This is a genomic window from Leptothoe sp. LEGE 181152, assembly GCF_032906605.1.
In the GTDB taxonomy this organism is placed as follows: Bacteria; Cyanobacteriota; Cyanobacteriia; order Phormidesmidales; family Phormidesmidaceae; genus Leptothoe; species Leptothoe turfae.
On the sequence record NZ_JASATU010000001.1, the window covers coordinates 235,813 to 259,106 of the forward strand.

Genomic DNA, 23,294 nt, shown 5'->3' on the forward strand with positions numbered 1-23,294 from the left:
AAATGAAAACTACAAGTCTAGATGTGGTTTGGTTTTGGCTCAGGGTTAATTTTTATCCCCTATAGAAACAAATTTAGAAATACAGTGGAGGGTCAGATGGACTTCACACGACGGGATGCGTTGCGACTAGGACTACTGGGTGCTGGCAGCTTATTTGCTTGGGGTCGAGGCGGCTATGCCCTGGCCGCTGCTGGAGACTGTGTCCCCCATGGCATGGGAGAACCGCCAGGACCTTTCATCACTCCTCGTTTTAGTCCTGATCTTCCTCTTTTTGATCGTCCTTTTGAACCTATGCAGGTGCTGCCGTCTAAGTCAGTCACATCTGGCTTAGATGGCTATACCATCACCATGCAAAAATCCCAGGTGGAGATTTTACCCGGTAAACCAACCACCATGTGGACCTATAACGGGCAAGTGCCAGGGCCACTGATTCGACAACGCCAAGATACGGGGTCTGTAGTACGTTTTGTTAATCAGCTGGGCAATGATGATCAGGGCAGGGGCATCAGCACCGTCATTCATCTACACGGTGTAGCATCGTTACCTCAATACGATGGGTATGCCGAAGATATTATTCCAACCCAGCACTATAAAGACTATTATTACCCTAACGATAGAGCCGCTACATTCTGGTATCACGATCACGTTATTGAGCACACGGCCCGCAATGTCTACATGGGTTTAGCCGGCATGTACATTGTTGAGTACGACGCCCAAGACTTCTGTAATCCGGATGACCAACAACTGCTCCCCCAAGGAGACTATGACATTCCCCTAATTATTCAAGATAAGCGTCTGACCCCCGAGGGTGAGCTTGTATTCAACGACAGAGCCCATCGAGGCATTTATGACGATGTTGTTCTGGTTAACGGCGTACCCTGGCCCAGGCTAACGGTGAAAAATCGTAAATACCGGTTTCGAGTCTTAAATGGCGGCCCATCACGCACCTTAAGTTTAGAGGCTCGGGTCAAACATAGCGATGGTTCCCTGGAGCCCGTGATGTTACAGGTGATTGCCAGTGACTCCGGCTTATTGAGTGCCCCCGTTACCACGGATAACCTGCGGGTAGGGGTGGCTGAACGGTATGAGTTTGTGATTGATTTTGCCGACTATGCAGGTAAAGAGGTACTGCTAGTCAACCCAATTTTCTTTGGCAACATAGACGGTAACCTGCGCAGCACTCAGATCATGTGCTTCCAGGTGAGTGGAGGAGCCCAAGACAATCCTCCATTACCAGAGCGGCTGACAACATTGACCCCCATGGCAACCCTATTATCCGAAGTGAAAGCGGAACGGAACTTCCGATTTGATCGAGCTGGTCGCTGGTTGATTAACGGTAAAGCCTGGGACCCCCATCGAGTCGATGCCTTTGTTGACCCCTGTGCCACGGAAATTTGGCGATTCACCGCAACCGGGGGTTGGGTCCATCCCATCCATATTCATTTGGGTCACTTCCGTTTACTGAGCCGCAGCCGTACTCCGGTTGCCCCCTATGAGCAGGGGCAAAAAGACACATTCTTTGTCAATGACTTTGAAACGGTGGAAATGATTGGTCGCTTTGGCCCCCACGAAGGCAAATACATGATCCATTGCCACAATCTGGTGCATGAAGATCATGACATGATGACTCAGTTCCAGGTGGGAAGCAACGGCTGTGAACCCTGTGCCGAGCCCGCCAAGCCATTACCAGCGCCAGCTAACTTTGATGCTCCACAATGTGTGCCCCCCCCTGAATGTGTCGTCGAGATGGACAATGGCGGCGCAGCCACCTGTGGATAAGGGGTAATTGATAAATACTCGTAGGGGTAGTGCCTCGTGCCTACCCCAAACAACTTGTGACTATCTTGCAATATTCGATCTATCTATTTAGCTCGATGGTCACCGGCATCAAATCGTTTAAGTGCCTTCATATCGTAGGGGTTAAACGGTTTAGACTGAGAGCGCTCAGACGATTGCTGCTCAGTTGTTGTCTGTTTAGGGGGTGTTTTCTCAGCAGCAGGCTGCGTGTCTTGTTGATTAGTATTCTTTTGACTGGGTTGTTCTTGGGGAACGTTGGCAGAAGATGTTTCCATTTGAGCGATCCAGTGTGTTGTCAGTGTGGCGTCAGGCGAAGCGAAGGCCCACTGGGGACCCAAAAACACAGCTACTCCCACAATTCCGATTAAACAGAGAAGAACGAGTTTTTTCACCATGGCTGTTCACCGGATACAGAAACAGCTGGGCTTAGCCATCATGCCTCAATCTTATGCAGTGTTTTTATCCCCCACGGCATCTTGTTACAAAGCTTACGCTTGCTTAGAAGGTTATTGGACGATGGGCGCGAGCATCATCAGTTCAGCATTGCCATCATCGGCTACGGCAGGCTGCAACAGATCGAAGAGATCAGGATATTGCTCGGCAATTTCTTGTTCGGTTAATGCAGCGTTTAGAACGGCACCTGACTCGTCAGCGACTGAGTAAAGGTATCCCTCGGGGTGGGAGGTGATCGTTACGGTGCGATCGCGAAGTTGAAGTTGAGCCACCACCGGCATCGTCTCAGGCTGACGTGTCACATCTTCTGCTAACGCTAACCCGGTCAAACCAGTTACAGATACAGCCGTCAATAGGGCTGCCATTGCAAATCGAGCCATCAAACTGACCTCCCACATATGAACATGCTCCAAGCCTATCGCAATCCTTTAGGAATGGCGGGAGGTTATGAACAGCGAGTGCTGTGTCAAAGCGAAAAATATGTAATGAACTGCAACTGTAACGAACAGTAACAGTCGTCGTTTAACTAAAGCTTCAGGAAAAACCAGGGATAACTTCTAAATAACTTCAAAGTAATTTAGTTACGCTAAAGGCGAATATGGGGACACCTGGAAACCGTAATCTGCTTTTACGTGGAGACGTGAGCACTTTGAATAAGATAATCATTACTGCTGGAGCCACCCTTTCAGCCATAGGCCTAATAGCTGGTGCACCTGCCCATGCAAGCACCCTATCCTTTAATTTTCAGCTAGATACATCTGCCGACGTAGGAGTTAGCCCATTTTTAGCAGGGCTCACATGGGCGGGCGTTACCTTACCAGACAGTTTTAATATTGATGCAGATGATGTTACAGGCAGTTTCATCGTTTTAGATGACCCCGATCAATTTACCGATGGTGAGATCGAGCTTGGCTATGACTTTATCGGTGCGGCACTAGGTAATTCCTACGAAGCCACACTGGACTCTTTGCTGGGTGACTTTGAACTAACCTCTGAGCAAGCTCTACAGTCCATTGATGATCTCTTTACCATCACTCAATTTACTGGCAAAGGCATCCTCAAGTCTGAATCTTTTGATGTAGCGGGTAACCCCAAGAATCCTAGCCCGTTTAATATCACCTACGACAATCAGGCCAATTCTGTGCTCATTAATGGTTATTCAGAGAAGGTAGCCAGTAGTTGTTTGCTAGCTGACTGTAGCCTAACGGGGAATGTTAGCTATGGCATCGGTGTTGTGCTCAGCGAATTGGTTACCGTTACGGGTGATTTGCTCGCTAATTCTGCAATTGAATTTAGTGAAGACACCAGCAATGCTATCCGTGGTCTCCGCCAGGCTGCATTACTTGTGCAGCAGATCAATCCATCCTTAGAAACCTTGAGTTTGGCAACGGTCAACACTACTTTTGCCGCCAACACTGAGTTTCTAAGCTTCAATCCCAATGGTTCAGCGGATGACATATCGTTTGATGTCACTGGGGGCACACTGAGTGCCAGGGCAACAACGGATGGTCAGGAAGAGCAGCTTTTTACTAGAGCTTATGCCACCGAGGAAGAGGCCACTAAGGAAGAGGTCACCGCGACCGAAAACTGGACTGCCACAAAGTCAACTTCAACGGCCACACTAACTGGTGTAACGTCTTCACCCACGACCTCTGCATCATCAAGCACTCCACAGCTATTGGCCACAGTTGATGATAGCGATGTGCAGGATGTGCCAGAGCCGTCAATTGTTCTAGGTTTCTTAGGGACTGCTGCCTGGATGGCTAAACGGAACCGTAGGAAAACGGTTGCTTAATCAAGTTTTACAATCAGGGCGGATATACCAATTACAAAAACTTCTTTGGGGGCGCACAGACTGTGCGCCCTTTTCTTATATTTTCTTATATTTGTTAGCTAGAAGCCGCCTGAAGAACGTCTGCCCCTATCTCCTGGGGTCTCAGGAGTTAGCGGGTCACTTAGAGACTTTTACTGTTGAGAGGCTTTGTATGCGGTCCAGCTGCCGTGGTGAGAGATGTCGGGCCAGTTGTTTTCTTCGATAAGAGCTTGGGGGTATAGAATTGCGATCGCACGTCCTCCACCCTCCAAACTCACCTCTGCCGGATACATGTTCGGCGGCTCCGTAGACACCAGATAGTCATATTGCTCCGCCGTTAATTCGTACAGTTCACCGGGAATCGAAATGCCTCCCGAGTCCACGGCATAGATGCCTGGATGCCATCCATCTTTGATAGAATGCAGTCGATAGCTGGCTGTCGTTTTCGCCTCTCCTACAAAGGTGGCAGCTTGAAGATTGCCATGATCCGGCTGTCCCCGTAGGGCTGAACCACAAATAAATACGACTTTAGTTTCGCTATCAGCCATAGATGCTCTCTCCTTAAATTGTGACCACAGTGTTAGCTGTTTTATTAAACCCCATAGGGTTTCATTTCAAGGAAAACCCCATGGTGGGTGAAGTGCTCTAATCAATTTCTCAACCTGTACTGGGTGGGGCCACCATCATCTCGGGGTAACTGGCGTTACAGATACCTGACATAAGCATTTATAAAATAAAAATAATTTAAACAAGTTAAGGTTGGGGTGATCACTCACTGCTACTAGCTTGTCGAGTTTATTTGGCTGGACACACCACTTATGTTGAACATCATTGCATCTACTCACATCGCACCTGCCGATACACTGACGGTCAATGGGGAGCGCCTCATGCAAATGATGACCGATGTAGGAGCCATTGGAGCCTTACCCAATGGTGGGGTACGGCGACTTGCCTTTAGCCCAGAGGACCGTGAATGCCGACAACTAGTCCGCAGCTGGATGGAAGCGGCAGGCATGACCGTCACCATTGATGCGGCAGGCAATATAATTGGTCGCTACGCAGGCCGTTTTCCTCAAGCCCCGGCTCTGGCAACGGGCTCCCATCTGGATACGGTGCCCAATGCCGGTATTTACGATGGCACCTACGGCGTACTGGCGGGTGTAGAAGTTGCTCGCACTCTGTATGACCAGGGCATTCGTCCCGATCATCCCATCGAAGTGATCGTCTTTGCCGATGAAGAACGCACCATGATTGGGAGTAAGGCCATGGCGGGTAAAGCCAATCTGGAGCCGAGCTTTTATGAGCATCCCCACTATGAACCCATTGATATGGGGGTGAATTTTATTGGTGGAGACTGGGCACAACTGCCCTCAGCCAAACGCGATACGGATGGTCTGGCTGCATTTGTAGAGCTTCATGTTGAACAGGGACCCGTGCTGGAGGCTGCTGGCAATTCCATGGGTTTAGTCACTGGTATTGTGGGTCAGCGTCGTTATTTGATTACGATTGATGGCACCGCTAGCCATGCGGGGACAACGCCCATGCCCATGCGCCAAGATGCGTTGGTGGCCGCCTCCCAAATTATTTTGGCGGTGAATCGCCTCGGTAATAAAACCGGTGATGGCTACGGTGAACAGGTAGCTACGGTCGGTGCCATGCAGCTATCACCCAATGTGGCGAATACTATACCGGGTCGGGTGGAAATGACCCTGGATATTCGGGATCTGTCGAATCAACGGTTGGATACCATGGTGGCAGATTTGGAGGAAGCAATGGATGCGATCGCCACCCAAACCCAAACCCAAATTCACATCAAGCCACAACTCCGCAACGAACCCGTTCCCGTTAATTCCCACATTTACAATGCCATTGCCCAGGTGTGCGATGAACTACGGCTACCGGCTCAATCATTGCCCAGCCGCGCCAGCCACGATGCCCAAATTATCGCTAGCATTACCGATATGGGTATGATTTTTGTCCCCAGCCAGAACGGCATCAGCCATTCTGAAACCGAGTACACAACGCCTGAACATTGCATTCAAGGCGCAAATATTTTATTACATACTTTGTTGAAGTTAGATCAACATTATCGTTGCCCAGAATATCCTCCAGCCATTAGAACAGAATCTAAAGTTTAATGGAACTTTCCACCTTCTGAAGGCAGCTATTGGTACGTTTTTACCCAGCTGTCTCCTAAGTTACATTCACTGTTGTCCCATGTTCACTGGTAACAGTTATTACTAACCTTCACGGCCCATAGTTGTATTCAGATTAAACATTTAGCTTCAATTTCGCACCCTTCTCATCCCTATAGGAGACATCCCCCATGGCGGTTAGCGCTGATCGGCCCTCCCCGATAGCCCCTCAAGAGCAGCCTCCCAAACCCACCATAGTATCGACTGAAGCTGCAGCAGGTGTTTCACTGCGCTCCGTCACCAAAAAATATGGCAATGTCATCGCCATTGAAAACATGACCCTGGATATCCCAGCAGGCATTTATTGCTGTTTGCTAGGACCCAGCGGATGCGGTAAAACCACTGCCCTGAGGATGATTTCAGGCCATGAGTCAGTCACCAGTGGCCAGGTCTTGATTGGAGATCGCTGTGTCAATGATTTGCCAGCCGCAAAACGGAACACCGCCATGATGTTCCAAAACTATGCCTTATTTCCCCATAAGACTGTCTGGCAAAACGTTGAGTTTGGCCTCAAAATGCAGCGTGTTCCTCTGACAGAGCGACGGGAACGTGTGGCAGAAATTTTAGAGTTGGTTGGTCTCAGTAATACCGCTAAACGCAAGCCTCATCAGCTAAGTGGTGGGCAGCAGCAACGCATTGCCCTGGCACGGGCCTTGGTCACCCGGCCCCAGGTATTGATGCTAGATGAGCCCCTCAGTGCCTTGGATGAAAACCTCCGAGTCCGGATGCGAGGAGAGCTCCGTAATATTCAAAAACAGTTCGGTCTCACATTTATTCAGGTAACTCACCATGTTGAAGAAGCCTTTTCCCTATCGGATCAAATTGTGGTGATGAACCATGGTCATATTGATCAGGTGGCCACACCGACTGAGCTGTTCAATCAGCCCGCGTCTCGGTTTGTTGCTCGATTTATCGGCGACAACAATATTTTCTCCGGTAAGGTATTAACCTCCACTGCCCAGGCCAATGGTAAGGATCTCATTCGCCTTGATGTTGAGGGCATAGGCTTACTGCACGCCATTGGTCACAGTAGTCAGCCTGGCACCAACGCCGCATGTTCTGTGCGCCCTGATCTTCTCACCCTAGGGAAGCCAGATTCTCCTACTGATTCTAAAACTCTTCCTACTAATACGCTGACCGCCCGCATCATCCAGGTGGAAATGACTGGTTTCGTCACCCGTGTCACCCTCATGGCAACCGCCACGGGCCAAACTCTACTGCATACGCTACGGACAGTAGACTTTCAAAACCTTGCCCTGCAAGAAGGCCAGACTGTTTCACTCAAATGGTCGGCCAACGACTGTGTTTTCCTAGCTAATTAGATGGGCATTCATCGCTGATCTAATCGAAGTCACAGAACTCACATGAATTTGTTTCTAGGACTAATCTATGACTAAAATCACTCGTCGTAAGCTACTTTACACTGGTTTGGCCGCTGGGGCTGCCGTTGCGACCACACGATGCGCGTCCTCTGCACCAGAAGGCACCCCTAACAATCCGGCTCCCGGCCCTGAAGTCAACACAAATCAAACTAAAGACGTCACCCTGCGCCTCATCGGTACTGGCGTTTCCCAGATCAACGAAATCCGCGATAAGGCCCAAGAGGACCTGGGCTTTAAGCTAGAAATGCGGGCTTTGAGTACTGAAGAAAACAACCAAATTGCCATCACCCAGCCCGACCAGTATGACATCTTTGACGGCGAATACTTTAGTTTGCCCCTAGTGGTTCCCTCCGGCAACCTGCAACCCATTGCCGTCTCTAAAATCAAAGATTGGGATAAGATCGTTCCCTTCTTCACCAGTGGCAAATTTGAAGGCATGCCGGTGGAAACGTCCCAGGGTACGGCTCCTTACAGAGTGATGTATCTGACTGGGGCAGATTCCAAAGAATTCTCAGCCACGCCCACAGATTTTGCCACCCTGATTCCCTTCCAGTACAATGCTGATACCCTGGGCTATCGTCCTGATCTTGTGGGTCGTAACATTGAAAGCTGGGGAGAACTCTTTAACGAGGAATTCAAGGGCAAGACCTCCATTCTGGATATTCCTCAGATCGGCATCATGGATGCGGCCATGGTGGCTGAAGCCCTGGGTCTGATGACCTTTGGTGACAAGGGCAACATGACCAAAGCAGAAATTGATCAGATTACCGATATCCTCAAAGAACAAAAGGCCAAGGGGCAGTTCCGTGCCTTCTGGAAGACCTTTGATGAGTCAGTAAACCTGATGTCCTCGGGTGAAGTTGTACTACAATCCATGTGGTCTCCTGCGGTGACTGCGGTGCAGGCGAAAGGTATTGAGTGCATCTACGCCCCCCTTAAAGAAGGCTATCGCGGCTGGGGTGGTGGCGTTGGCCTTTCCAAGAACCTCAGTGGCATCCAGCTAGATGCGGCCTACGAGTATATGAATTGGATGCTAGAGGGCTGGGTTGGTGCCTTCTTAGGTCGTCAGGGTTACTATAGCGCTGCACCAGAAAACGCTAAGAAGTATATGTCTGCTGAGGAGTGGGACTTCTGGTACGAGGGTAAGCCCGCCGCTGTGGATATGGTAGACCCCTTTGAGAAAACCCTAGCCAAGGCTGGGGCTGTTCGTGACGGTGGTGCCTTCAAGGATCGCTTTGGCAACATCGTCTGCTGGAACTCCACCATGGAAGAGAACACTTACCTCGTTCAAAAGTGGAACGAGTTTATTGCGTCGTAGTCGCCCTCACCCTAAATCCCTCTCCCCAGGGAGAGGGACTTTTAGTTCCCCTTCTCCCCAGGGAGAAGGGGGTAGGGGATGAGGGCCAACGTCTGCCAGCCAACCTTTTATTCAAGGCCCTATAGACCCATGGCTAAAGCCTGGACTAACCTAAAACCCTATTTCCTCGCAACGCCCCAGGCGCTAGCGCTGGGGCTATTCTTAATTTTCCCCATACTACTCATTGCGGTGGTCAGTTTCTGGGAGTTTAATGGCTACTCCATGACCCCCGCCTTTACCCTGGATAATTACATCGGCATTTTTACCTCCGATGTCACCCTTAAAACCTATTTCAACACCTTTAAATTTGTTGGGTTAACGTGGCTATTTACCTTGCTAATTGGCTACCCAGTGGCCTATTTTCTTTCATTTCACATTCCTAAACTGCGATGGCAGGTATTGTTGTTTTTGGTCTGTACCATCCCGTTTTGGACCTCGAATATCATTCGTATGATTTCCTGGTTACCGCTGCTAGGAAGAGAGGGGCTGGTTAACCAATTACTTCTAGGGGCAGGCATCACCCAGGAGCCGCTGGAGTTTTTACTATACTCAGACTTTGCGGTGGTGCTGGGCATGGTGCACCTCTATGTGATTTTTATGATTGCCCCTATTTTCAATAGCCTGATGCGCATCGACCGCACCCTAATCACCGCTGCAGAAGACATGGGTGCATCGGGGTTTGAGGTTTTTAGGGAAGTGATTTTTCCCCTATCAGCACCGGGCATTGCCATTGGTTCGATTTTTATCGTCACGCTGGTGATGGGGGAGTTTGTCACGGTGCGGCTGATGGGTGGGGGGCAGGCAGCTTCCATTGGCAAGCTGATTCAAACTCAGATTGGCAGTTTGCAATATCCCCTAGCAGCCGCCAATGCCATTGTGCTATTGGCCGTGACGTTACTAGTGGTCATTTCGATTTTGCGCCTTGTGGATATTAGAAAGGAATTATGAAAAAACGCTCTCTCTCTTTTTATCTGCTAGCTGCATTTTTTGGGCTGTTTGTTCTCTTTCTTTATGGCCCGATGATTACCATCTTTATCTTGTCTCTCCAAGGGCCAGATGGGACACTCACCTTTCCTGTCCGCAGCTTTGGCTTCTACTGGCTTGGGCAGGTTTTCCAAGAGCAGCGAGTGGGTAACTTTGTGGAGCCATTTAAGCGATCGCTAGTGCTGGGCGGTTTGGTAACCGCCTTAGTGGCTAGTATGGCCATTTCCGCAGCTATGGCCTTCCGACAACGGTTTCGGGGTGCAACTATACTGTTTTACTTGAGTATTGCCAGCCTAATTGTACCCAGCATTTTGGTTTCCCTGGGGCTGGGCGTCATGTTCCAAGTCATGGAGTGGCCCACCAGATGGTATAGCTCAGGTTTGGGAGCTCACCTGACCTGGACCTTGCCCATTGCATTTTTGATTATGTTGGGTATCTTTAATCGGTTTAATCCGTCCTATGAAGAAGCGGCCCGAGATCTAGGGGCCAGCGATGCCAAAACATTTTTGGAAATTGTCTTACCGCTGATTGCCCCTAGCCTCATCGGGGTGAGTTTATTAACCTTCACCCTTTCATACGATGAATTTACGCGTACATCGTTGGTGTCTGGACAGTACAATACATTGCCCTTGGAAATCTTTGGTATGACGACTAATGTTACGTCCCCGGCACTCTATGCATTGGGCACGTTGACCACTCTGTTTTCGTTTAGCTTAATTATAGTGGCCTATGTACTCTATAGACGTTTGTCAAAGCAACGTCTATCAGAGTGAAATGAGTAGCTTAGCCGAAAACCACCCGTCCCGGAGATGGCCAAACAGCTCATGGGGAAACTTTTTGGTGATAAAGGCTATGTGTCTCAGGCATTATTTGAAACCCTCTATCAGCAAGGGTTTACCTTGATTGCCATACGACGGAAAAACATGACCCATCGCTTAATGTCCCTTCTGGATAAAGTCCTCTGAACTCACGTTGCTTAGATTGTGAAATGCGCAGCCCAACAACACTTCCAGTGGTCGGAGCAGGCCTGGAGTTATTTGGAGACTCATCACAAATGAGAGTCTCTCTATTCTGATTAGATGACATGATGGTGCATAGTTGCGTTCTAGGCAATATCACGTACATGCCACTAGCTTAAAATATTCAGCAGATAACTCAACGGCTATAAGTTGTACATCCCCAGTGTTCCAGTTTTGGCATTTGGGGACCATGCCATCCTCGCTTTTTTAACTCTCTAGCAATAAATAAGTTTGTGATGCCATGACCCACCAGGACTACAGACCCAGTCTCATAAGATTTTTGTTCTAATAATTCAGTGGCTTTTCTAACTCGTTCTTTGTTATAGGTCTGAGATTGAGAGTGAGGAGAATAACCTAAACTCAATAGCAACCTATCAAGAAAAAGCCACATATGAAATGGTAACCGAATATTGAGCGGACACTCAAGCCAAAAGTCTACTTCACGAAAGATAGGATTCCTAATAGGGAGAATGGTAGGTTCAAGGATTTGAGCAGAGTGTATAGAACGAGGAAGATCGCTCGTGAACACTAGCTTTGCTGATTGAACTAGCGCTTGAATAGCTTCTGGAGGGAAAGAATCACTTGCAATTCTGGCTGATTGATAATGACCAATGACCTGTGATAAATCGGAGCTATTGATCCATCCTTGTGGTGTAATTGCTGGTTTCCCATGCCTAATCAAGGTGATAGTTGTGCTCATTGCTTAGGATTCAAAAGTTCACTATCAAAGATGTGCTAGCTAACTATTATGCATGCGGAAAGCTTCTGGATAACACACCTACAAGGACATTATCTAGAAGTGTTTTGCCCAATCCCCTGATTTACTAAATTAGGCAGCCATCGGCCAACCTACCATAGTGACCTAGTCAAACCCCATGCCAGTAATTCAATACTATGCATACAGAATTCATTCAGATCATTGCTCGATCTTGGAATTTGCGAGGGGGTAGACTGCAAGGGCTAGTTAATGAGGTCAAGAATGACTTTTTTAAAGTTGATATGTGCAGCGGGTAGTCTTGGATTCGGGATTATTGTATTGACGGAGGAATCCACTCCACCATCGGTTAAGTCAGCTATTTTAGTGTTGATTTCACTCCTCTTCTTGAGGCTTTATTGGCCAGCTAAGTTATCTTAGGAGCACCGCACAAGTGATGTGAAATCGCCCTCTCAAGAACCGGCTTCGAGATAATTTGAGTAACGCCAGCAGCACGATCAACAGCCAATATAGTAAGCCGTTTGAACACGTTACTGACGTTAGTAATGCGATTTGAGTTTTGAAGATTACGCCGTAAAACCCCTTTCTAGCGAACTTTCATGATGGCAGGGGAGAGCGGCAGCGGTTGGTTCGGGATTTGAAAGACGTCTGTGGTGGCTACTTACTGTTGGCGTTTTGCTGCTGCCTGCATATTTACTTGGAATCATTTTTAGCTGCTACATCCTTTTCAACCAGGTTTTCAACACGCTACCCTATTGGAGGGCAGCGTTTATCATAGTTCGCTAACCAGGGGACTATGAGCGGTAAGCGATGACACGAATCTCCACTAATGCACCTTCAGTGATGAGTTCGGAAACACCAATAGCTGACCAAGCAGGATAAGGATCTTTCACATACTCATCTTTGACCTTCGTAAAGGTGTCAAAATATTTACGTAGAGAAACATGGTAGGTTGTCATTTCTACAACATCATCGAAAGAAAGCGTGGCTTCTGTCAAGTATAGTAGAACCGTTTCAAAAGCCTCTCGGAACTGCGCCTCTGGGTCGCTTGAGATACTACGATCAGGACGTGTTCCTGTAGCACCTGAAAAGAATACGAACTTGTCAATTTTGACAGCAGGTGCGAAGTGCCAGTCGTTGTAATAATGAGAGAACTCTTTTGGAATAATCGGCTTTTTCATGTTTTACCTCTCGGAACTAAAGGGAAGGGTGGAATAAGTCCTTCAACCCAAGCCTATAAGCATTTACCCCCTACCCCTACCACGATAGCCTTCCATCAGCCTGGGAATGCTAATGAAGTATGAAGTATGCGCTAGCACACAACGCCCTTATCCGTTAGGGCGTTCTTTTTTTGAAAAAAATCCCTCAGCCATTACCAGCCAAGGGATATGAAAAAGTGCATTTAGATAGAGTCCGGTAGTCCCCCTTTTATCTTGTGTAATACATGAAATTGACTACCGAATGTCTTTAAAAGTTGCAAAAGAATGCTCAATGGATGGTATTGAGGGAGGTTAGCCGAGCTAGTGCTCGTAACCGTGCTGGTGACCGTTAACTTCTCTGTAACGGCTTTAATAACAGGTTTAGCCCCGTACCGCTGGTAGTAGCCCAAACAGGAAACCCGCTAATAGTTCAATGGCACACATTAGCGGGTGATAACTTTATGTGACTCTCTGTGCTAACGAAAAGTTCAGGCTCATGCAGGTAAAAGTTCAGGTTTGTTCAGATCTAATAGGGTTGAGTGAGCTAATATTCAATATGCTGTGATATTGATGTGACCGTGTTTTCAACAAACATTGATGTGCTCACATTCCAAAGGAAGATCCATATGAAACACCAAGTTTTTGCACTAAATTAGAGTTAGCCTTAATCCACTAAACCCTGATGCATTAATGAATAATCAGGGAATCGCATTTGCGACTAAGCCATAGTTGGTGCATGCTCTGGCCAAGATATGTATCAACTATTTATTTAAGAGCATCAGGGTACCCCGCATATACCCAAAGAATTAGGGTGGGGTGAAGCGATCTTATTCTCCAGAAGTATTATTTATAGCTCAACTGTACCGTTAGCCTGTAGAAAGATTGGGGCAATCTTATAAATGACTTTGTTAACAAGGCATTGAGTTTTGTGCAACACAACATCTAAAAGAAGGTCTATGAAGTACATATTGTGTACATTATTTTTGACATTGGGATTGGCAGTTTCACCTGCCACTGCTCAGGTAGAAATCATTGAAGAAGAGGTAATCCTTGAAGAATATGTCGAAGAAGAGGAAATCTATGAAGAGGAAATCATTGAAGAAGCAGTAATCCTTGAAGAAGCAGTAATCCTTGAAGAATATGTCGAAGAAGAGGAAATCTATGAAGAGGAAATCATTGAAGAAGCAGTAATCATTGAAGAAGAGCTGATACTTGAAGAAGAAGTATACGTTGAGTAATCAACCCTCTCTCTAGGGCGGCGATGGGTCTGTTGAGGATAGATTTTACGCCGTCAGCATTACCGAATACAACCACCTTTTTTACCAATATTTCTCCCTTTTCAGATCACCATCAATCCATTATGCCAACGGCAATTGCCAGGCTGCTATGCTAATGGCTGTTGTGATAAAGCACTGAACCATGAAAAAACTATAGATACATTAGATCAACTTTTTTCACTGGATGAGCTCTGTTTATCTTGGTCCTTATCTGAAAGCGTGTAGTGAAAAACTTTTGAGATGATTGTCCACTGACCGTCTAAGTAAATGAGAGATAGCAGATCGATATAGTTTTTGGAGAACATAGAGCTGCGAACTTTCGCGATCGCAGTTACTGCACCTGCAAACTCAATCGAATCAATGGAAAACCCATAGGGCTCACCATTATGTTCTGGTGAAACACGGGTTTCAACCATTGGTAAATAGGTATCCATATCAAGATGTAACAGTTCTCCATCGGATGCTGTGAAATATTGTGCCTTGGGATGAAACACCTTTTTTAAGAGCGATACATCACATCGATATAGACCGTCATAATACTGCTTGAGCAAGTCAATTACAGCATCATATTGTTGTTCTAGGATCAGATCTGGGAGCATGGTTGCCTCCTGTTTATAGTTACAGCTTGATATACGTTTGCGAGCTAAAACTATTCTGCTTTATGTGGGTAGAGAGAAAAAGCCAAGCTGTTGAAACATTGCCAACTGGTCTAAAATTTCCCATTCCTCGATAATTTTATCTGCCTTAAAACGGCTGAGAATCATGCCATGGACGTTCACTGGTTTGCCAGTTGCAGGGATTCCCATCAGGTCGCCATTATGGGTTCCGGTTAACGTAAAGCAGGTCACAACCTTGTTCTTTTCAGTGGCCAAGTCATCAACCTGTATCTTCAGGTCAGGAAAGGCTGTGCGAAATGCTTCAATAAAGCCCTTTAACCCATCGGCTCCCTGGACTTCTTCACTGGGACTACCAAAGATATAGTCTGGATGAACAAACTCCTCTATAGCTGAGAAATTGCCTTTATTGATCACCTCTTCAATGTAACGACGGATGATTGCTTGGTGAGTATCAGACATAAAATTCTCCTCGATTAGGTGCCAATGTTGAAGCTGTCAGCCTGTTTACTCGGACCCTTTAGCTGCGAACGTGGATAAGGTTTAGCTAAAGACATAGGGAAAGGGTGAATACAGCTGCTGCCAAAAAGGATGCTTCTGTCCGCACATGGTCCAATGTAGAATTCTGTAGGGGCAAGCCTTGTGCCTGCCCTAAGATAGCGAATGCGTTCTTCAGTAAGACAAACTTGGTGCTTGACGAAGATAGGTATCATTGAACAGCTGCTTCAAAATAAAATCCGCCACATCCGCGCGAGTAATTTTCAATTTCGAAGTTTTATCGGTGCCTGGAAACCCATGGCGGTATTGTCCTGTTCGACCACCCTCAATCAATGCCCCAGGTCGAACAATGGTCCAATCCAGGTTGCTTTGTTGCACATAACTCTCCTGTAGCTCATGATCTGCAAACACATGGCGCAGAATAAAGCCAAACATAATGTACTTCCAGAAGACGTTCAGGCTACCCCAGCTATCTCCGGCACCAAGAGTGCTTTGACAGATAAATCGTCGTACACCCGCGTGTTCCATGGCACGGATGATCTGCTGTGTTCCTTCTGAGCGAATATTACTTTTTAGCTGTTGACCAGACCCGAGGATACATACAACCGCCTCTTGACCTTGGACTGCCTGCTCTACCGATGGCAGATCCATCACATCTCCCTGAGCCACGTTAAGGTTGGGATGCTGAATATTCAACTTAGCAGGGGTCCGGACAAAGGCTGTGACCCTATGCCCCTGGTCCAGTGCCTGTTCGACAACCTGACGCCCGGTACTGCCTGTAGCTCCGAAAATAACTAGTTTCATGGTGTTTGCTCCTAAGCAATGACACCCTTAGCTTAGGCAGGCGATTATTTCTGGGCTTTCTATTTTTTGCGGCCCTGTCACAATCTTGCGGGGAGTTGTCAAATGTGGACATGAAACGCAGAAGAGGCAGAGAAAGGCTGAAATCTAAAGTATGTAAGCGAAGTTACCTGATTACAGTTAGATAACCGATATAATTAGGTGCTGACGTCATGGGCTGACTCCGTGCAAGAACCTGCTATACCATCGGTTCAAACAAGTTCTTCGTTCGACCAGACACAGGACGTGGAGCCTATTCGTATCACACAACTCCTAAATCCCCCTGGCGAAGGGCATTATCACTGTGGGACTAAACACACGCTGTTTATGTCCCTTGTGCCTCGGCCTATTTACTATTTGCAAGCACAAGATGGCAAAACCCATACGGGATTGTACAAAAAAGGGGATATCTCTATTACTCCAGCGAGTACCCCATTTTTTGCTCGGTGGGAAGGAGATGAAAATTGTTTACAGATTCAGCTGAGCGATGCCTTTGTGAAACGTATCGCTCAAGAGACGATTCAGCAGGATTGCGATCGCATTCTCCTTCTTCCCCAATTTCAAACCAATAATCCCCAGCTTGAATCCATTGCCACCATGCTCCTCACCGAGTTCAAGCAAAACGCAACAGGCAACAGGCTATACCTGGATTCCCTAGCTAATGTTCTGGCGGTCAATTTACTCAGACAGCACACCACCACCAAAACATCAGTTCCCACCTATGGGGGTGGCTTACCCCAGTACCAACTGCAGCGAGTTTTAGACTATATCGATGCCTATTTGGATCGCGAGATCAAACTGGCGGACCTGGCCCAGCTATTAGACATGAGCCAATTTCACTTCAGCCGCTTATTTAAACAGTCCATCGGCATTTCTCCTCACCAATATCTGGTACAACAACGGGTAGAACGAGCTAAACAGTTGTTGAAACAAACAGACCGTCTCATTGTTGATATTGCCTTAGAGTGTGGATTTAACAGCCACAGTCATTTAAGCAAGCAGTTTCGTCAAGTGACTGGCATGAGCCCCAAAGCATTTAGGGCAAGCTAATCATCAGACTCAGTGTCTTCAAACATCTAACCTCAAAAATTTAATAATTTACGATAAACAATCTTGTCAGCGCCTGCTTCATAAAAGTCACGAATGCACGCTTCTTTCCCATAACCACACTTAAGATAAAACGCTCGTGTCCGTTCGAAGCTTGCTAATGTCTCCACCAATAATAAGTGCGCCCCCCGTGCCGCCAACGTTTCTTCAACATGGCGCACCATTGCTGTGCCCCGCCCTTGCCCCTGTTGCTCGGGATGGACAGCGAGAAAGAGTAGATTCCAGGTCCCATTGGTCATCCGCTCAGGCGCACAGTAGGCCGCCGCCACTAGCCCGTCATCATCGTCCGTCAGCCAAAAATGATCGCCATTTTCACCGCTAAAGTAATCATTTAGGCTTGATTTCAGCTCCTTCAACTCCTCTGGTGAGAAGCCAATTGCCTCACTAGCTAAGGCAAGTAGCGCAGCCGTGTCATCGAGCGTAGTCGATCGAATCATTACATCACAACAGTTGTTATGTCGCTCAAAACATAACAACTGTTGTGATAACCTGTCAAGGTAGAGTTGCTAAACGCTATGGGTCATGAAGATCGCCGGATTGAGATTGCCAAAGCTGCATGGCAAGTGATTGTGCGGGAAGGGTTAGACCGGACGAGTATGCGTGCGATCGCACAGGAACTCGGCTCCTCAACCGGTGTGGTCACCCACTACTTTCGCAATAAGGAAGAGCTCACCCTATTTGCCCTAGAGCAAGTGGTGAAAGGCACCCTTGAGTATATGGAAACCCGTGCTCAAGGGTTAGACGGCATCAGCAGATTAGAAGCAATGCTTTTCTCGGCTCTACCTTTGGAGGTTAGTGATAGAGACGACTGGACAGTATGGATAGCATTTTTAGGCTATTCCATTGGTCGTGAACACCTGGTTCAGGCGCATCAAAAACGCTATAGCCAGATACAACAGGTGCTCAGAAAAGAGCTATCTGATTTGCAAACCGCCAAATTAATTCGAGCCGATCTTGATTTAGCACTTGAAGCTAATGCTCTGATTGCCCTAGTCGATGGCATTGGCATCGGAGTCGTCATCAACCCTGATCAGGTCTCTATAGAGCAGCAACAATATCTCATTCAGCAGCACATCCATGGTTTACAGATAACAGCCTGAACTGGGTTAAGTAGGGTCTAACGCATGTTGAATGCGCCTAAGGAGTTAGGCGTTGCTATGGGTATCCCAAGTAATCACCACTTTCCCCTTAGCGTGCCCTTCCCCAAGATAGCAAAGGGCTGCTGCTGTTGCCTTCAATGGATAACATCGATCTATCACAGGGACGACTTTGCCAGATTCAAGCAGTGCCCCAATAGCGGACAGGTCCTTTTCCTCTATTTGCGCTACCCCCATAAATGAGAGTTTTCTACTGTCAACGTTGGATAATATGGGTCCCACAAGCAATGCCTGCATAATTTGAGCCAGTGCTCCCCCAGCCGCAACATAGATGCCTTTAGGGCATAATGCCCGACGGTAATTAAAAATCGAGTTATAGCCATTGACCGCAAAAATCAGGTCATACTGCTGCCCACGGGTGGTGAGATCGTCTTGTGTGTAATCGATAACGTGATCTGCGCCAATTGAACGGGCAATATCAAGATTTCGGGTGCTACAGACAGCCGTTACCATTGTCCCAAAAGATTTAGCTAGCTGCACGGCAAATGACCCCACGCCCCCAGAGGCTCCATTGATGAGAACTTTTTGACCTGGGTGAATTCGACCTTGCAGCGCTTGCAGCGCTGTCAGAGCTGCAACGGGCGTAGCGGCTGCGGCCTCAAATGATACGTTGGTTGGTTTCAGGACCAACTCATGTTCGTCAGCACAGGCATAGTCTGCGAATGAGCCTTTGGCGATTCCAAAAACCTCATCCCCTGGCTGAAACGTTGTTACGCGATTGCCCACAGCCTCAACCCGACCTGCTACATCCAGGCCCAGTGATATCTCTTTGGGCTTAAACAGTTCACCGTTGAGTAAACGGATCCCCATGGCCCCTCTTAAACGATGCCAGTCTAAAGCATTGACAGATGCCGCATAAACCTTGACCAAAACCTGATGATCACTGGGTACCGGTTGCTCGGTCTCGATCAGTTCAATGACATCCGGGGAGCCATATTTTGTGTACACAATCTTTTTCATTCAGATCTCCTTCTGTTCAACATTTACCCCTTTAACCAACAATGAAAACCAGAGCATTGTTTCACGCATTCTGGAGGGCAAGACTCAAAGATCCCAGAATGCGGGGGGCTGAATAATTGAACTTCTTTTCTAAAAATGTCCTTATCACCCACATAAGTAGCTTATGGGCAAGACGGGACAAGCGTCATACCACCCAGGTATTAATTGAGGAGTAATTACCAGGGGAAATCTGATGACTATCTATGTTGAGGACAAAATGCCGAAAACACGGGCTTTTGCAACGGCATCGGCTCGATGATGGGCATCGAGTTTGCCATAAATATTTCGCGTATGAACCTTCACTGTATTCACCGAAAGGCAGAGATTGGCTGCAATTTCCTGATTGGTCTGACCCTCGGCTATCAGGTGGAGCACTTCGATTTCTCGCTTACTCAAGGGTTCGAGCAAGGTGGTTGCTTGAGACTGTGTTGTGAATGATTTTTTAGGCCCTAATGCGTTCGGAGGAAACGCAGCTAACACGCGCTGCACATAATTAGGGTTTATTTTGTGAGAAAGAGCCCCATAGAGCAAACGGGCCATGGGCTGACCTTCATTGACAAAGATACGCAGGTAACCTTCAGTTTCTGCTAGTGTGAGCGCGCGTTCTAAAAATTGGAGCGCACACGGGATGTTTTCTTGGGCTTCATTGATGAGTGCTTGTAAGACAACAATCTCAATCATGCTGCCTAATCTACCGCCTGTTTCTGCCATCGAGTATAGTTGTTTCAGCAGTGATATTGCTGTTTGCAACGTTTCATCTGTCTGGTCATGTCTGTACTGAGCAATGAGCACTCTGGTGAATGTAATGTACTCAAATTCTTGCAAATAACTGAGCTCATTTTCAACAGATAAGCCTTGTCCACGCAGCCAACTGAGAGCTTCGGCCAGTCTATCTTGACGGAGCCATACCCGTGTCTTTAATGCGGCTACAGAACAAACATTGGGAACCGGACTTTTTTGGTATATCTGTTCTGCCTTGTCGAGTAATGTGAGGGCATCATCGAGTTCTCCCTGTTCAGTTTTTAATTGAGCCTGAACGAGATATAACCCATAGGGCCATTCTGGTAATGCCGCTTGCTTCCCAAGTGCCAGACATTTTTGAAGCTGCTGTTGAGCAGCTTCTTCATTGCCCTGTTCATGGTAAAGCTTGCTCAACCCCAGATGTAAGTCAGTTGTGCCCACTGGTTCGCCCTGCGCTGTCGCAAACCGTAAGGCCTCTGTGTAGATATTGGCTGCATCAAAGAGACGGCCCTGGGCGATCTTAATGCTGGCCAATGTATAGGAGCCACTGATGGCAAACAGTATATGTCCTGTGGTCCGTAAGCGTGCGATCGCATCAGTCATATACTGAGCCGCTGTCTCCAAATCTCCATTTCTCCAATAGGCCAGACCTAGCAGAGAGCTTGCCAGGCCAGCTATATAGTGATTTGTCTCAGTCAGCAGGCTGAGGGTTTTCCGGGCATATTTGATCGTGCCAGCATGATCACCAAGGGCTTGGGAATAAAATGCCCAGGCCAGGTCCAATAACTCTTGTGGTGACTGGACTCTGCTCTCATCTTGACTGCTTAACGAGACCTCCAAAGAATCTCTGTTGTTGACTGCCAATAAACGACTTGCATCCTTTAGTCGGCTCTCTGCAGCCTGCAACTGACCTGAAAAAAGCAACTCCCATGCCAGGCCAATGCTGAGCGTTGGCCGCGTTCGGACTAACTTATCCGGCAAGGTCTGCACCCATTTTGTCCAGGTTGCATTCTGATAGTAGGAGCCAATATTCGCTGACCATTCCCATTCGATCAGATCCGCCGCCCGCTCAAACTGTTGCGCAGCAAGGGCATGGCGGATCGCATTGAGTCGCAAATTATTTTGCTCGTACCAGGCACAGGCCCTTAGATGTAGCTCGGCTACATTGCCCGGCTGAAGCTTAGCTAAGCGCGCCTGTAGAACATCCTTGAAAAGATGATGGTAGCGATACCACTGGCGTTTATCATCGAGCGGAATCAACAACAGATTTGTACGTTCTAAAGAGTCTAAGATTGCTTGGCCTGATATGGAAGACTGTGGCACAACAGCATCACAAAGAGACCCACACAGTTGGTCAAGAATGGATGTGAACAATAGAAAATTCTGGATACGTTCAGGTTGTTTTTCCAGAATCTCTTCCACCAGATAATCTAGTATAAAGTAATGGTTACCGGAGAACGATTGGATAAAGTTGCTTGTGTCCCGATGGCCTTGTAAAGATATGGCTGCCAGGTGTAGTGCGGCAATCCAGCCTTCAGTGCGGGTTTCAAGTGCGGTCATATCGTCTGCCGACAAGTTGAGCGCCATTACCCGGTTAAGAAATTCCGCCGTTTCGATTGGGGTGAAGCGCAAATCAGATGCACGCAACTCAGTTAGTTGATCACGGGCACGCAGTCGTGCCAGGGGCAGTGGTGGGTCTTTGCGGGTGGCAATAACAAGGTGTATGGAGGATGGCGGCAGGTGATTGACCAAAAATTCTAGCGCCTGATCCACCGGTGCAGACTTAATCAGGTGGTAGTCATCCAGGACGAGGATAAAATTCTCAGAAACCGCTGTAATTTCATTGATCAATGTCGTTAGAATTGCATTGATTGGAGGCAGTTGGGGGGAGTTTAGTGAACTTAAAATCCTCTCACCCAGTGGAGCCTCTCCCTCAACCTTGCTTAAGGTGAGCCTTTGCAAGGCAGACACAAGATAAACCAGAAAGCGAGTTGGATCATTATGCTCCTCATCCAGTGATAACCATGCCACTGGATATTCACAGACCGCAACCCATTCGCTGAGTAACGTTGTTTTGCCAAAGCCAGCAGGGGCGGAGATGAGAGTGAGTTTTCTGTGTAACCCCCTATTTAACTGTTCAAGTAGCCGTGGACGCCGCACAGCATTGCGTCGTGGGGGTGGGATATATAGTTTGGTGGTTAAAATCGGCCTGTACATTATTAAATTATGTACATTACTCAAAAAATTGATCCCGCGAATTTGATCCCGCTTCAACGTGAGGGGAGTAGTGAGTCTACCGTACCCATCACCACTATCAAGCTCTTCCTTGTTTATGCCGCTCATCTGCTGGAACCCAGCCACGATTTGTTAAACAGGGTGTTTCTAATCCAAGTATTGTTGAAGATAGCTGAGGGTAAGCAGCTTAGTTTCTGCCACCAGTTCTTGACGGAATTCCTGATCTCCACTGAGGGAAATCCATAAAAGTTCAGTAATTGTTTTAGTAATAACCATAGCGATGCGCTCACATTTTGTTATTGATAAACTTGGCTTACGCGCATGGAAGAAGCGAGCGAGTTCATTGATCACCTGATATTCAAAGTCATCGATTTTTTCAATGGCAGACCAGGTGATGGTGTCTAAAAGCTGTTCAAAAATAGCGCGTGACCCCGGATAGTCTGTGTAGAATTGGTCAAACACATCAATCATCCGATCAACATAGCTGCGTAACGTTAGGGTGACTGTGTCGGGGGTATGCAGATCGAGAAATCGCTGATATTGCGTCTGCATATAGCGAATGGCCAGGGCCTTAAGAATTGCTTTTTTGTCGGGAAAGAATTGGTAAAGTGAGCCAACTGACACCTTGGCACGGGCTGCGATCGCACGCGTTGTCGTTGATTCATACCCAACCTCCAAAAATAGCTGCTCGGCAGCATCCAGAATGTGCTGGACTCGCTCCTGACTACGCGCCTGTTTAGGCTGTCGTCGCATCTTATTAAGTTTGGGTGAACTAGAGGAATCCGGTAGGGACATTGATTTTGGCTGTTGCTGATTGCGAAGACGGATCGACTGGGTAGCAGGCATCTATCTATTCAAGATGAAATCATACCGAGGATCGACGGCAACTATTTTTTTGCTAGGTTGACAAAA

22 protein-coding genes and 1 pseudogene are annotated in these 23,294 nt (G+C 47.5%); 11 read left to right on the top strand and 12 right to left on the bottom strand.

Going from position 1 to position 23,294, the window contains the following annotated elements; all coding sequences use genetic code 11:
- Positions 1-96 precede the first annotated feature (96 nt).
- A complete protein-coding gene (locus QGP82_RS01050) occupies positions 97-1,779 on the top strand; it encodes a multicopper oxidase family protein (RefSeq protein WP_163666461.1) in 1,683 nt (560 codons plus the stop codon).
- Positions 1,780-1,862: 83 nt separating this feature from the next.
- Here the strand turns inward: QGP82_RS01050 and QGP82_RS01055 are convergent, their stop codons facing one another.
- Both QGP82_RS01055 and QGP82_RS01060 read right to left on the bottom strand, forming a co-directional pair.
- Positions 1,863-2,192, bottom strand: a complete 330-nt coding sequence (locus tag QGP82_RS01055) for a hypothetical protein (protein ID WP_163666463.1) — start codon at positions 2,190-2,192, stop codon at positions 1,863-1,865.
- A gap of 111 nt (positions 2,193-2,303) precedes the next feature.
- A complete protein-coding gene (locus QGP82_RS01060) occupies positions 2,304-2,630 on the bottom strand; it encodes a hypothetical protein (protein ID WP_163661783.1) in 327 nt (108 codons plus the stop codon).
- A 269-nt stretch (positions 2,631-2,899) separates the two neighbouring features.
- Here QGP82_RS01060 and QGP82_RS01065 point away from each other — a divergent pair, with 269 nt between their 5' ends.
- Positions 2,900-4,045, top strand: a complete 1,146-nt coding sequence (locus tag QGP82_RS01065) for a PEP-CTERM sorting domain-containing protein (protein ID WP_499056680.1) — start codon at positions 2,900-2,902, stop codon at positions 4,043-4,045.
- 170 nt (positions 4,046-4,215) lie between these two features.
- Here QGP82_RS01065 and QGP82_RS01070 read toward each other — a convergent pair whose 3' ends face one another.
- A complete protein-coding gene (locus QGP82_RS01070; RefSeq protein WP_499056681.1) occupies positions 4,216-4,611 on the bottom strand; it encodes an allophanate hydrolase-related protein in 396 nt (131 codons plus the stop codon).
- A 270-nt stretch (positions 4,612-4,881) separates the two neighbouring features.
- Between QGP82_RS01070 and QGP82_RS01075 the strand changes: the two genes are divergently transcribed.
- From QGP82_RS01075 to QGP82_RS01100, 6 genes and pseudogenes are all read left to right on the top strand, one after another.
- Positions 4,882-6,201: a Zn-dependent hydrolase gene (locus tag QGP82_RS01075; protein WP_499056683.1), complete on the top strand. Its 1,320-nt coding sequence runs from the start codon at positions 4,882-4,884 to the stop codon at positions 6,199-6,201.
- 188 nt (positions 6,202-6,389) lie between these two features.
- The gene (locus QGP82_RS01080) at positions 6,390-7,580 is read left to right on the top strand and encodes an ABC transporter ATP-binding protein (protein ID WP_250565724.1); all 1,191 of its coding nucleotides are present in this window, start codon (positions 6,390-6,392) and stop codon (positions 7,578-7,580) included.
- A 67-nt stretch (positions 7,581-7,647) separates the two neighbouring features.
- On the top strand, positions 7,648-8,958 hold the full coding sequence (locus QGP82_RS01085) for an ABC transporter substrate-binding protein (protein WP_163665019.1): 1,311 nt from the start codon (positions 7,648-7,650) through the stop codon (positions 8,956-8,958).
- Between the two features lie 129 nt (positions 8,959-9,087).
- On the top strand, positions 9,088-9,945 hold the full coding sequence (locus QGP82_RS01090; RefSeq protein ID WP_163698320.1) for an ABC transporter permease: 858 nt from the start codon (positions 9,088-9,090) through the stop codon (positions 9,943-9,945).
- Entirely contained in the window at positions 9,942-10,754 is an 813-nt protein-coding gene (locus QGP82_RS01095; protein WP_250564963.1) for an ABC transporter permease, read from the top strand. Before QGP82_RS01090 ends, QGP82_RS01095 begins: the two co-directional genes overlap by 4 nt.
- Before the next feature lie 33 nt (positions 10,755-10,787).
- Positions 10,788-10,946, top strand: a pseudogene (locus QGP82_RS01100) (transposase); the annotation flags it as partial.
- A 190-nt stretch (positions 10,947-11,136) separates the two neighbouring features.
- On the opposite strand, the gene QGP82_RS01105 reads toward QGP82_RS01100, so the two are convergent.
- Both QGP82_RS01105 and QGP82_RS01110 read right to left on the bottom strand, forming a co-directional pair.
- Positions 11,137-11,700, bottom strand: coding sequence for a histidine phosphatase family protein (locus tag QGP82_RS01105; RefSeq protein WP_163669347.1), 564 nt, complete (start codon positions 11,698-11,700; stop codon positions 11,137-11,139).
- Positions 11,701-12,509: 809 nt separating this feature from the next.
- Positions 12,510-12,896 (bottom strand): RidA family protein, encoded by a 387-nt coding sequence (locus tag QGP82_RS01110; protein ID WP_163669346.1) that lies wholly within the window; start codon positions 12,894-12,896, stop codon positions 12,510-12,512.
- A gap of 974 nt (positions 12,897-13,870) precedes the next feature.
- Between QGP82_RS01110 and QGP82_RS01115 the strand changes: the two genes are divergently transcribed.
- Positions 13,871-14,152, top strand: a complete 282-nt coding sequence (locus QGP82_RS01115; RefSeq protein ID WP_499056686.1) for a hypothetical protein — start codon at positions 13,871-13,873, stop codon at positions 14,150-14,152.
- Positions 14,153-14,358: 206 nt separating this feature from the next.
- Here the strand turns inward: QGP82_RS01115 and QGP82_RS01120 are convergent, their stop codons facing one another.
- From QGP82_RS01120 to QGP82_RS01130, 3 genes are all read right to left on the bottom strand, one after another.
- Positions 14,359-14,790, bottom strand: coding sequence for a nuclear transport factor 2 family protein (locus QGP82_RS01120; RefSeq protein ID WP_499056688.1), 432 nt, complete (start codon positions 14,788-14,790; stop codon positions 14,359-14,361).
- Positions 14,791-14,850: 60 nt separating this feature from the next.
- Positions 14,851-15,267 carry an ester cyclase gene (locus QGP82_RS01125; RefSeq protein ID WP_163669341.1) on the bottom strand — a complete coding sequence of 139 codons (417 nt, stop codon included), beginning with the start codon at positions 15,265-15,267 and terminating at the stop codon, positions 14,851-14,853.
- A gap of 210 nt (positions 15,268-15,477) precedes the next feature.
- Positions 15,478-16,107 carry an NAD(P)-dependent oxidoreductase gene (locus tag QGP82_RS01130; protein WP_499056689.1) on the bottom strand — a complete coding sequence of 210 codons (630 nt, stop codon included), beginning with the start codon at positions 16,105-16,107 and terminating at the stop codon, positions 15,478-15,480.
- A 282-nt stretch (positions 16,108-16,389) separates the two neighbouring features.
- Here QGP82_RS01130 and QGP82_RS01135 point away from each other — a divergent pair, with 282 nt between their 5' ends.
- Positions 16,390-17,193 carry a helix-turn-helix domain-containing protein gene (locus QGP82_RS01135; protein ID WP_163669337.1) on the top strand — a complete coding sequence of 268 codons (804 nt, stop codon included), beginning with the start codon at positions 16,390-16,392 and terminating at the stop codon, positions 17,191-17,193.
- Between the two features lie 32 nt (positions 17,194-17,225).
- Here the strand turns inward: QGP82_RS01135 and QGP82_RS01140 are convergent, their stop codons facing one another.
- A complete protein-coding gene (locus tag QGP82_RS01140) occupies positions 17,226-17,687 on the bottom strand; it encodes a GNAT family N-acetyltransferase (protein ID WP_499056691.1) in 462 nt (153 codons plus the stop codon).
- Between the two features lie 78 nt (positions 17,688-17,765).
- Between QGP82_RS01140 and QGP82_RS01145 the strand changes: the two genes are divergently transcribed.
- Positions 17,766-18,350: a TetR/AcrR family transcriptional regulator gene (locus QGP82_RS01145; protein ID WP_499056692.1), complete on the top strand. Its 585-nt coding sequence runs from the start codon at positions 17,766-17,768 to the stop codon at positions 18,348-18,350.
- A gap of 45 nt (positions 18,351-18,395) precedes the next feature.
- Here QGP82_RS01145 and QGP82_RS01150 read toward each other — a convergent pair whose 3' ends face one another.
- From QGP82_RS01150 to QGP82_RS01160, 3 genes are all read right to left on the bottom strand, one after another.
- Complete coding sequence (locus QGP82_RS01150; RefSeq protein WP_499056693.1) at positions 18,396-19,367, bottom strand: NAD(P)-dependent alcohol dehydrogenase; 972 nt, start codon at positions 19,365-19,367, stop codon at positions 18,396-18,398.
- Positions 19,368-19,607: 240 nt separating this feature from the next.
- The gene (locus QGP82_RS01155) at positions 19,608-22,490 is read right to left on the bottom strand and encodes a winged helix-turn-helix domain-containing protein (RefSeq protein WP_499056695.1); all 2,883 of its coding nucleotides are present in this window, start codon (positions 22,488-22,490) and stop codon (positions 19,608-19,610) included.
- Positions 22,491-22,529: 39 nt separating this feature from the next.
- Positions 22,530-23,177, bottom strand: coding sequence for a TetR/AcrR family transcriptional regulator (locus QGP82_RS01160; protein WP_163703473.1), 648 nt, complete (start codon positions 23,175-23,177; stop codon positions 22,530-22,532).
- Positions 23,178-23,294: the final 117 nt, after the last annotated feature.

Bases quoted from the DNA above. Each gene is read 5' to 3' on its own strand.
- QGP82_RS01125 (WP_163669341.1), bottom strand. From the start codon at position 15,267: ATGTCTGATACTCACCAAGCAATCATCCGTCGTTACATTGAAGAGGTG.
- QGP82_RS01110 (WP_163669346.1), bottom strand. From the start codon at position 12,896: ATGAAAAAGCCGATTATTCCAAAAGAGTTCTCTCATTATTACAACGAC.
- QGP82_RS01095 (WP_250564963.1), top strand. From the start codon at position 9,942: ATGAAAAAACGCTCTCTCTCTTTTTATCTGCTAGCTGCATTTTTTGGG.
- QGP82_RS01105 (WP_163669347.1), bottom strand. From the start codon at position 11,700: ATGAGCACAACTATCACCTTGATTAGGCATGGGAAACCAGCAATTACA.
- QGP82_RS01120 (WP_499056688.1), bottom strand. From the start codon at position 14,790: ATGCTCCCAGATCTGATCCTAGAACAACAATATGATGCTGTAATTGAC.
- QGP82_RS01055 (WP_163666463.1), bottom strand. From the start codon at position 2,192: ATGGTGAAAAAACTCGTTCTTCTCTGTTTAATCGGAATTGTGGGAGTA.
- QGP82_RS01150 (WP_499056693.1), bottom strand. From the start codon at position 19,367: ATGAAAAAGATTGTGTACACAAAATATGGCTCCCCGGATGTCATTGAA.
- QGP82_RS01050 (WP_163666461.1), top strand. From the start codon at position 97: ATGGACTTCACACGACGGGATGCGTTGCGACTAGGACTACTGGGTGCT.
- QGP82_RS01130 (WP_499056689.1), bottom strand. From the start codon at position 16,107: ATGAAACTAGTTATTTTCGGAGCTACAGGCAGTACCGGGCGTCAGGTT.
- QGP82_RS01155 (WP_499056695.1), bottom strand. From the start codon at position 22,490: ATGAGCGGCATAAACAAGGAAGAGCTTGATAGTGGTGATGGGTACGGT.
- QGP82_RS01060 (WP_163661783.1), bottom strand. From the start codon at position 2,630: ATGGCTCGATTTGCAATGGCAGCCCTATTGACGGCTGTATCTGTAACT.
- QGP82_RS01090 (WP_163698320.1), top strand. From the start codon at position 9,088: ATGGCTAAAGCCTGGACTAACCTAAAACCCTATTTCCTCGCAACGCCC.
- QGP82_RS01160 (WP_163703473.1), bottom strand. From the start codon at position 23,177: ATGTCCCTACCGGATTCCTCTAGTTCACCCAAACTTAATAAGATGCGA.
- QGP82_RS01115 (WP_499056686.1), top strand. From the start codon at position 13,871: ATGAAGTACATATTGTGTACATTATTTTTGACATTGGGATTGGCAGTT.
- QGP82_RS01070 (WP_499056681.1), bottom strand. From the start codon at position 4,611: ATGGCTGATAGCGAAACTAAAGTCGTATTTATTTGTGGTTCAGCCCTA.
- QGP82_RS01080 (WP_250565724.1), top strand. From the start codon at position 6,390: ATGGCGGTTAGCGCTGATCGGCCCTCCCCGATAGCCCCTCAAGAGCAG.
- QGP82_RS01075 (WP_499056683.1), top strand. From the start codon at position 4,882: ATGTTGAACATCATTGCATCTACTCACATCGCACCTGCCGATACACTG.
- QGP82_RS01140 (WP_499056691.1), bottom strand. From the start codon at position 17,687: ATGATTCGATCGACTACGCTCGATGACACGGCTGCGCTACTTGCCTTA.
- QGP82_RS01145 (WP_499056692.1), top strand. From the start codon at position 17,766: ATGGGTCATGAAGATCGCCGGATTGAGATTGCCAAAGCTGCATGGCAA.
- QGP82_RS01085 (WP_163665019.1), top strand. From the start codon at position 7,648: ATGACTAAAATCACTCGTCGTAAGCTACTTTACACTGGTTTGGCCGCT.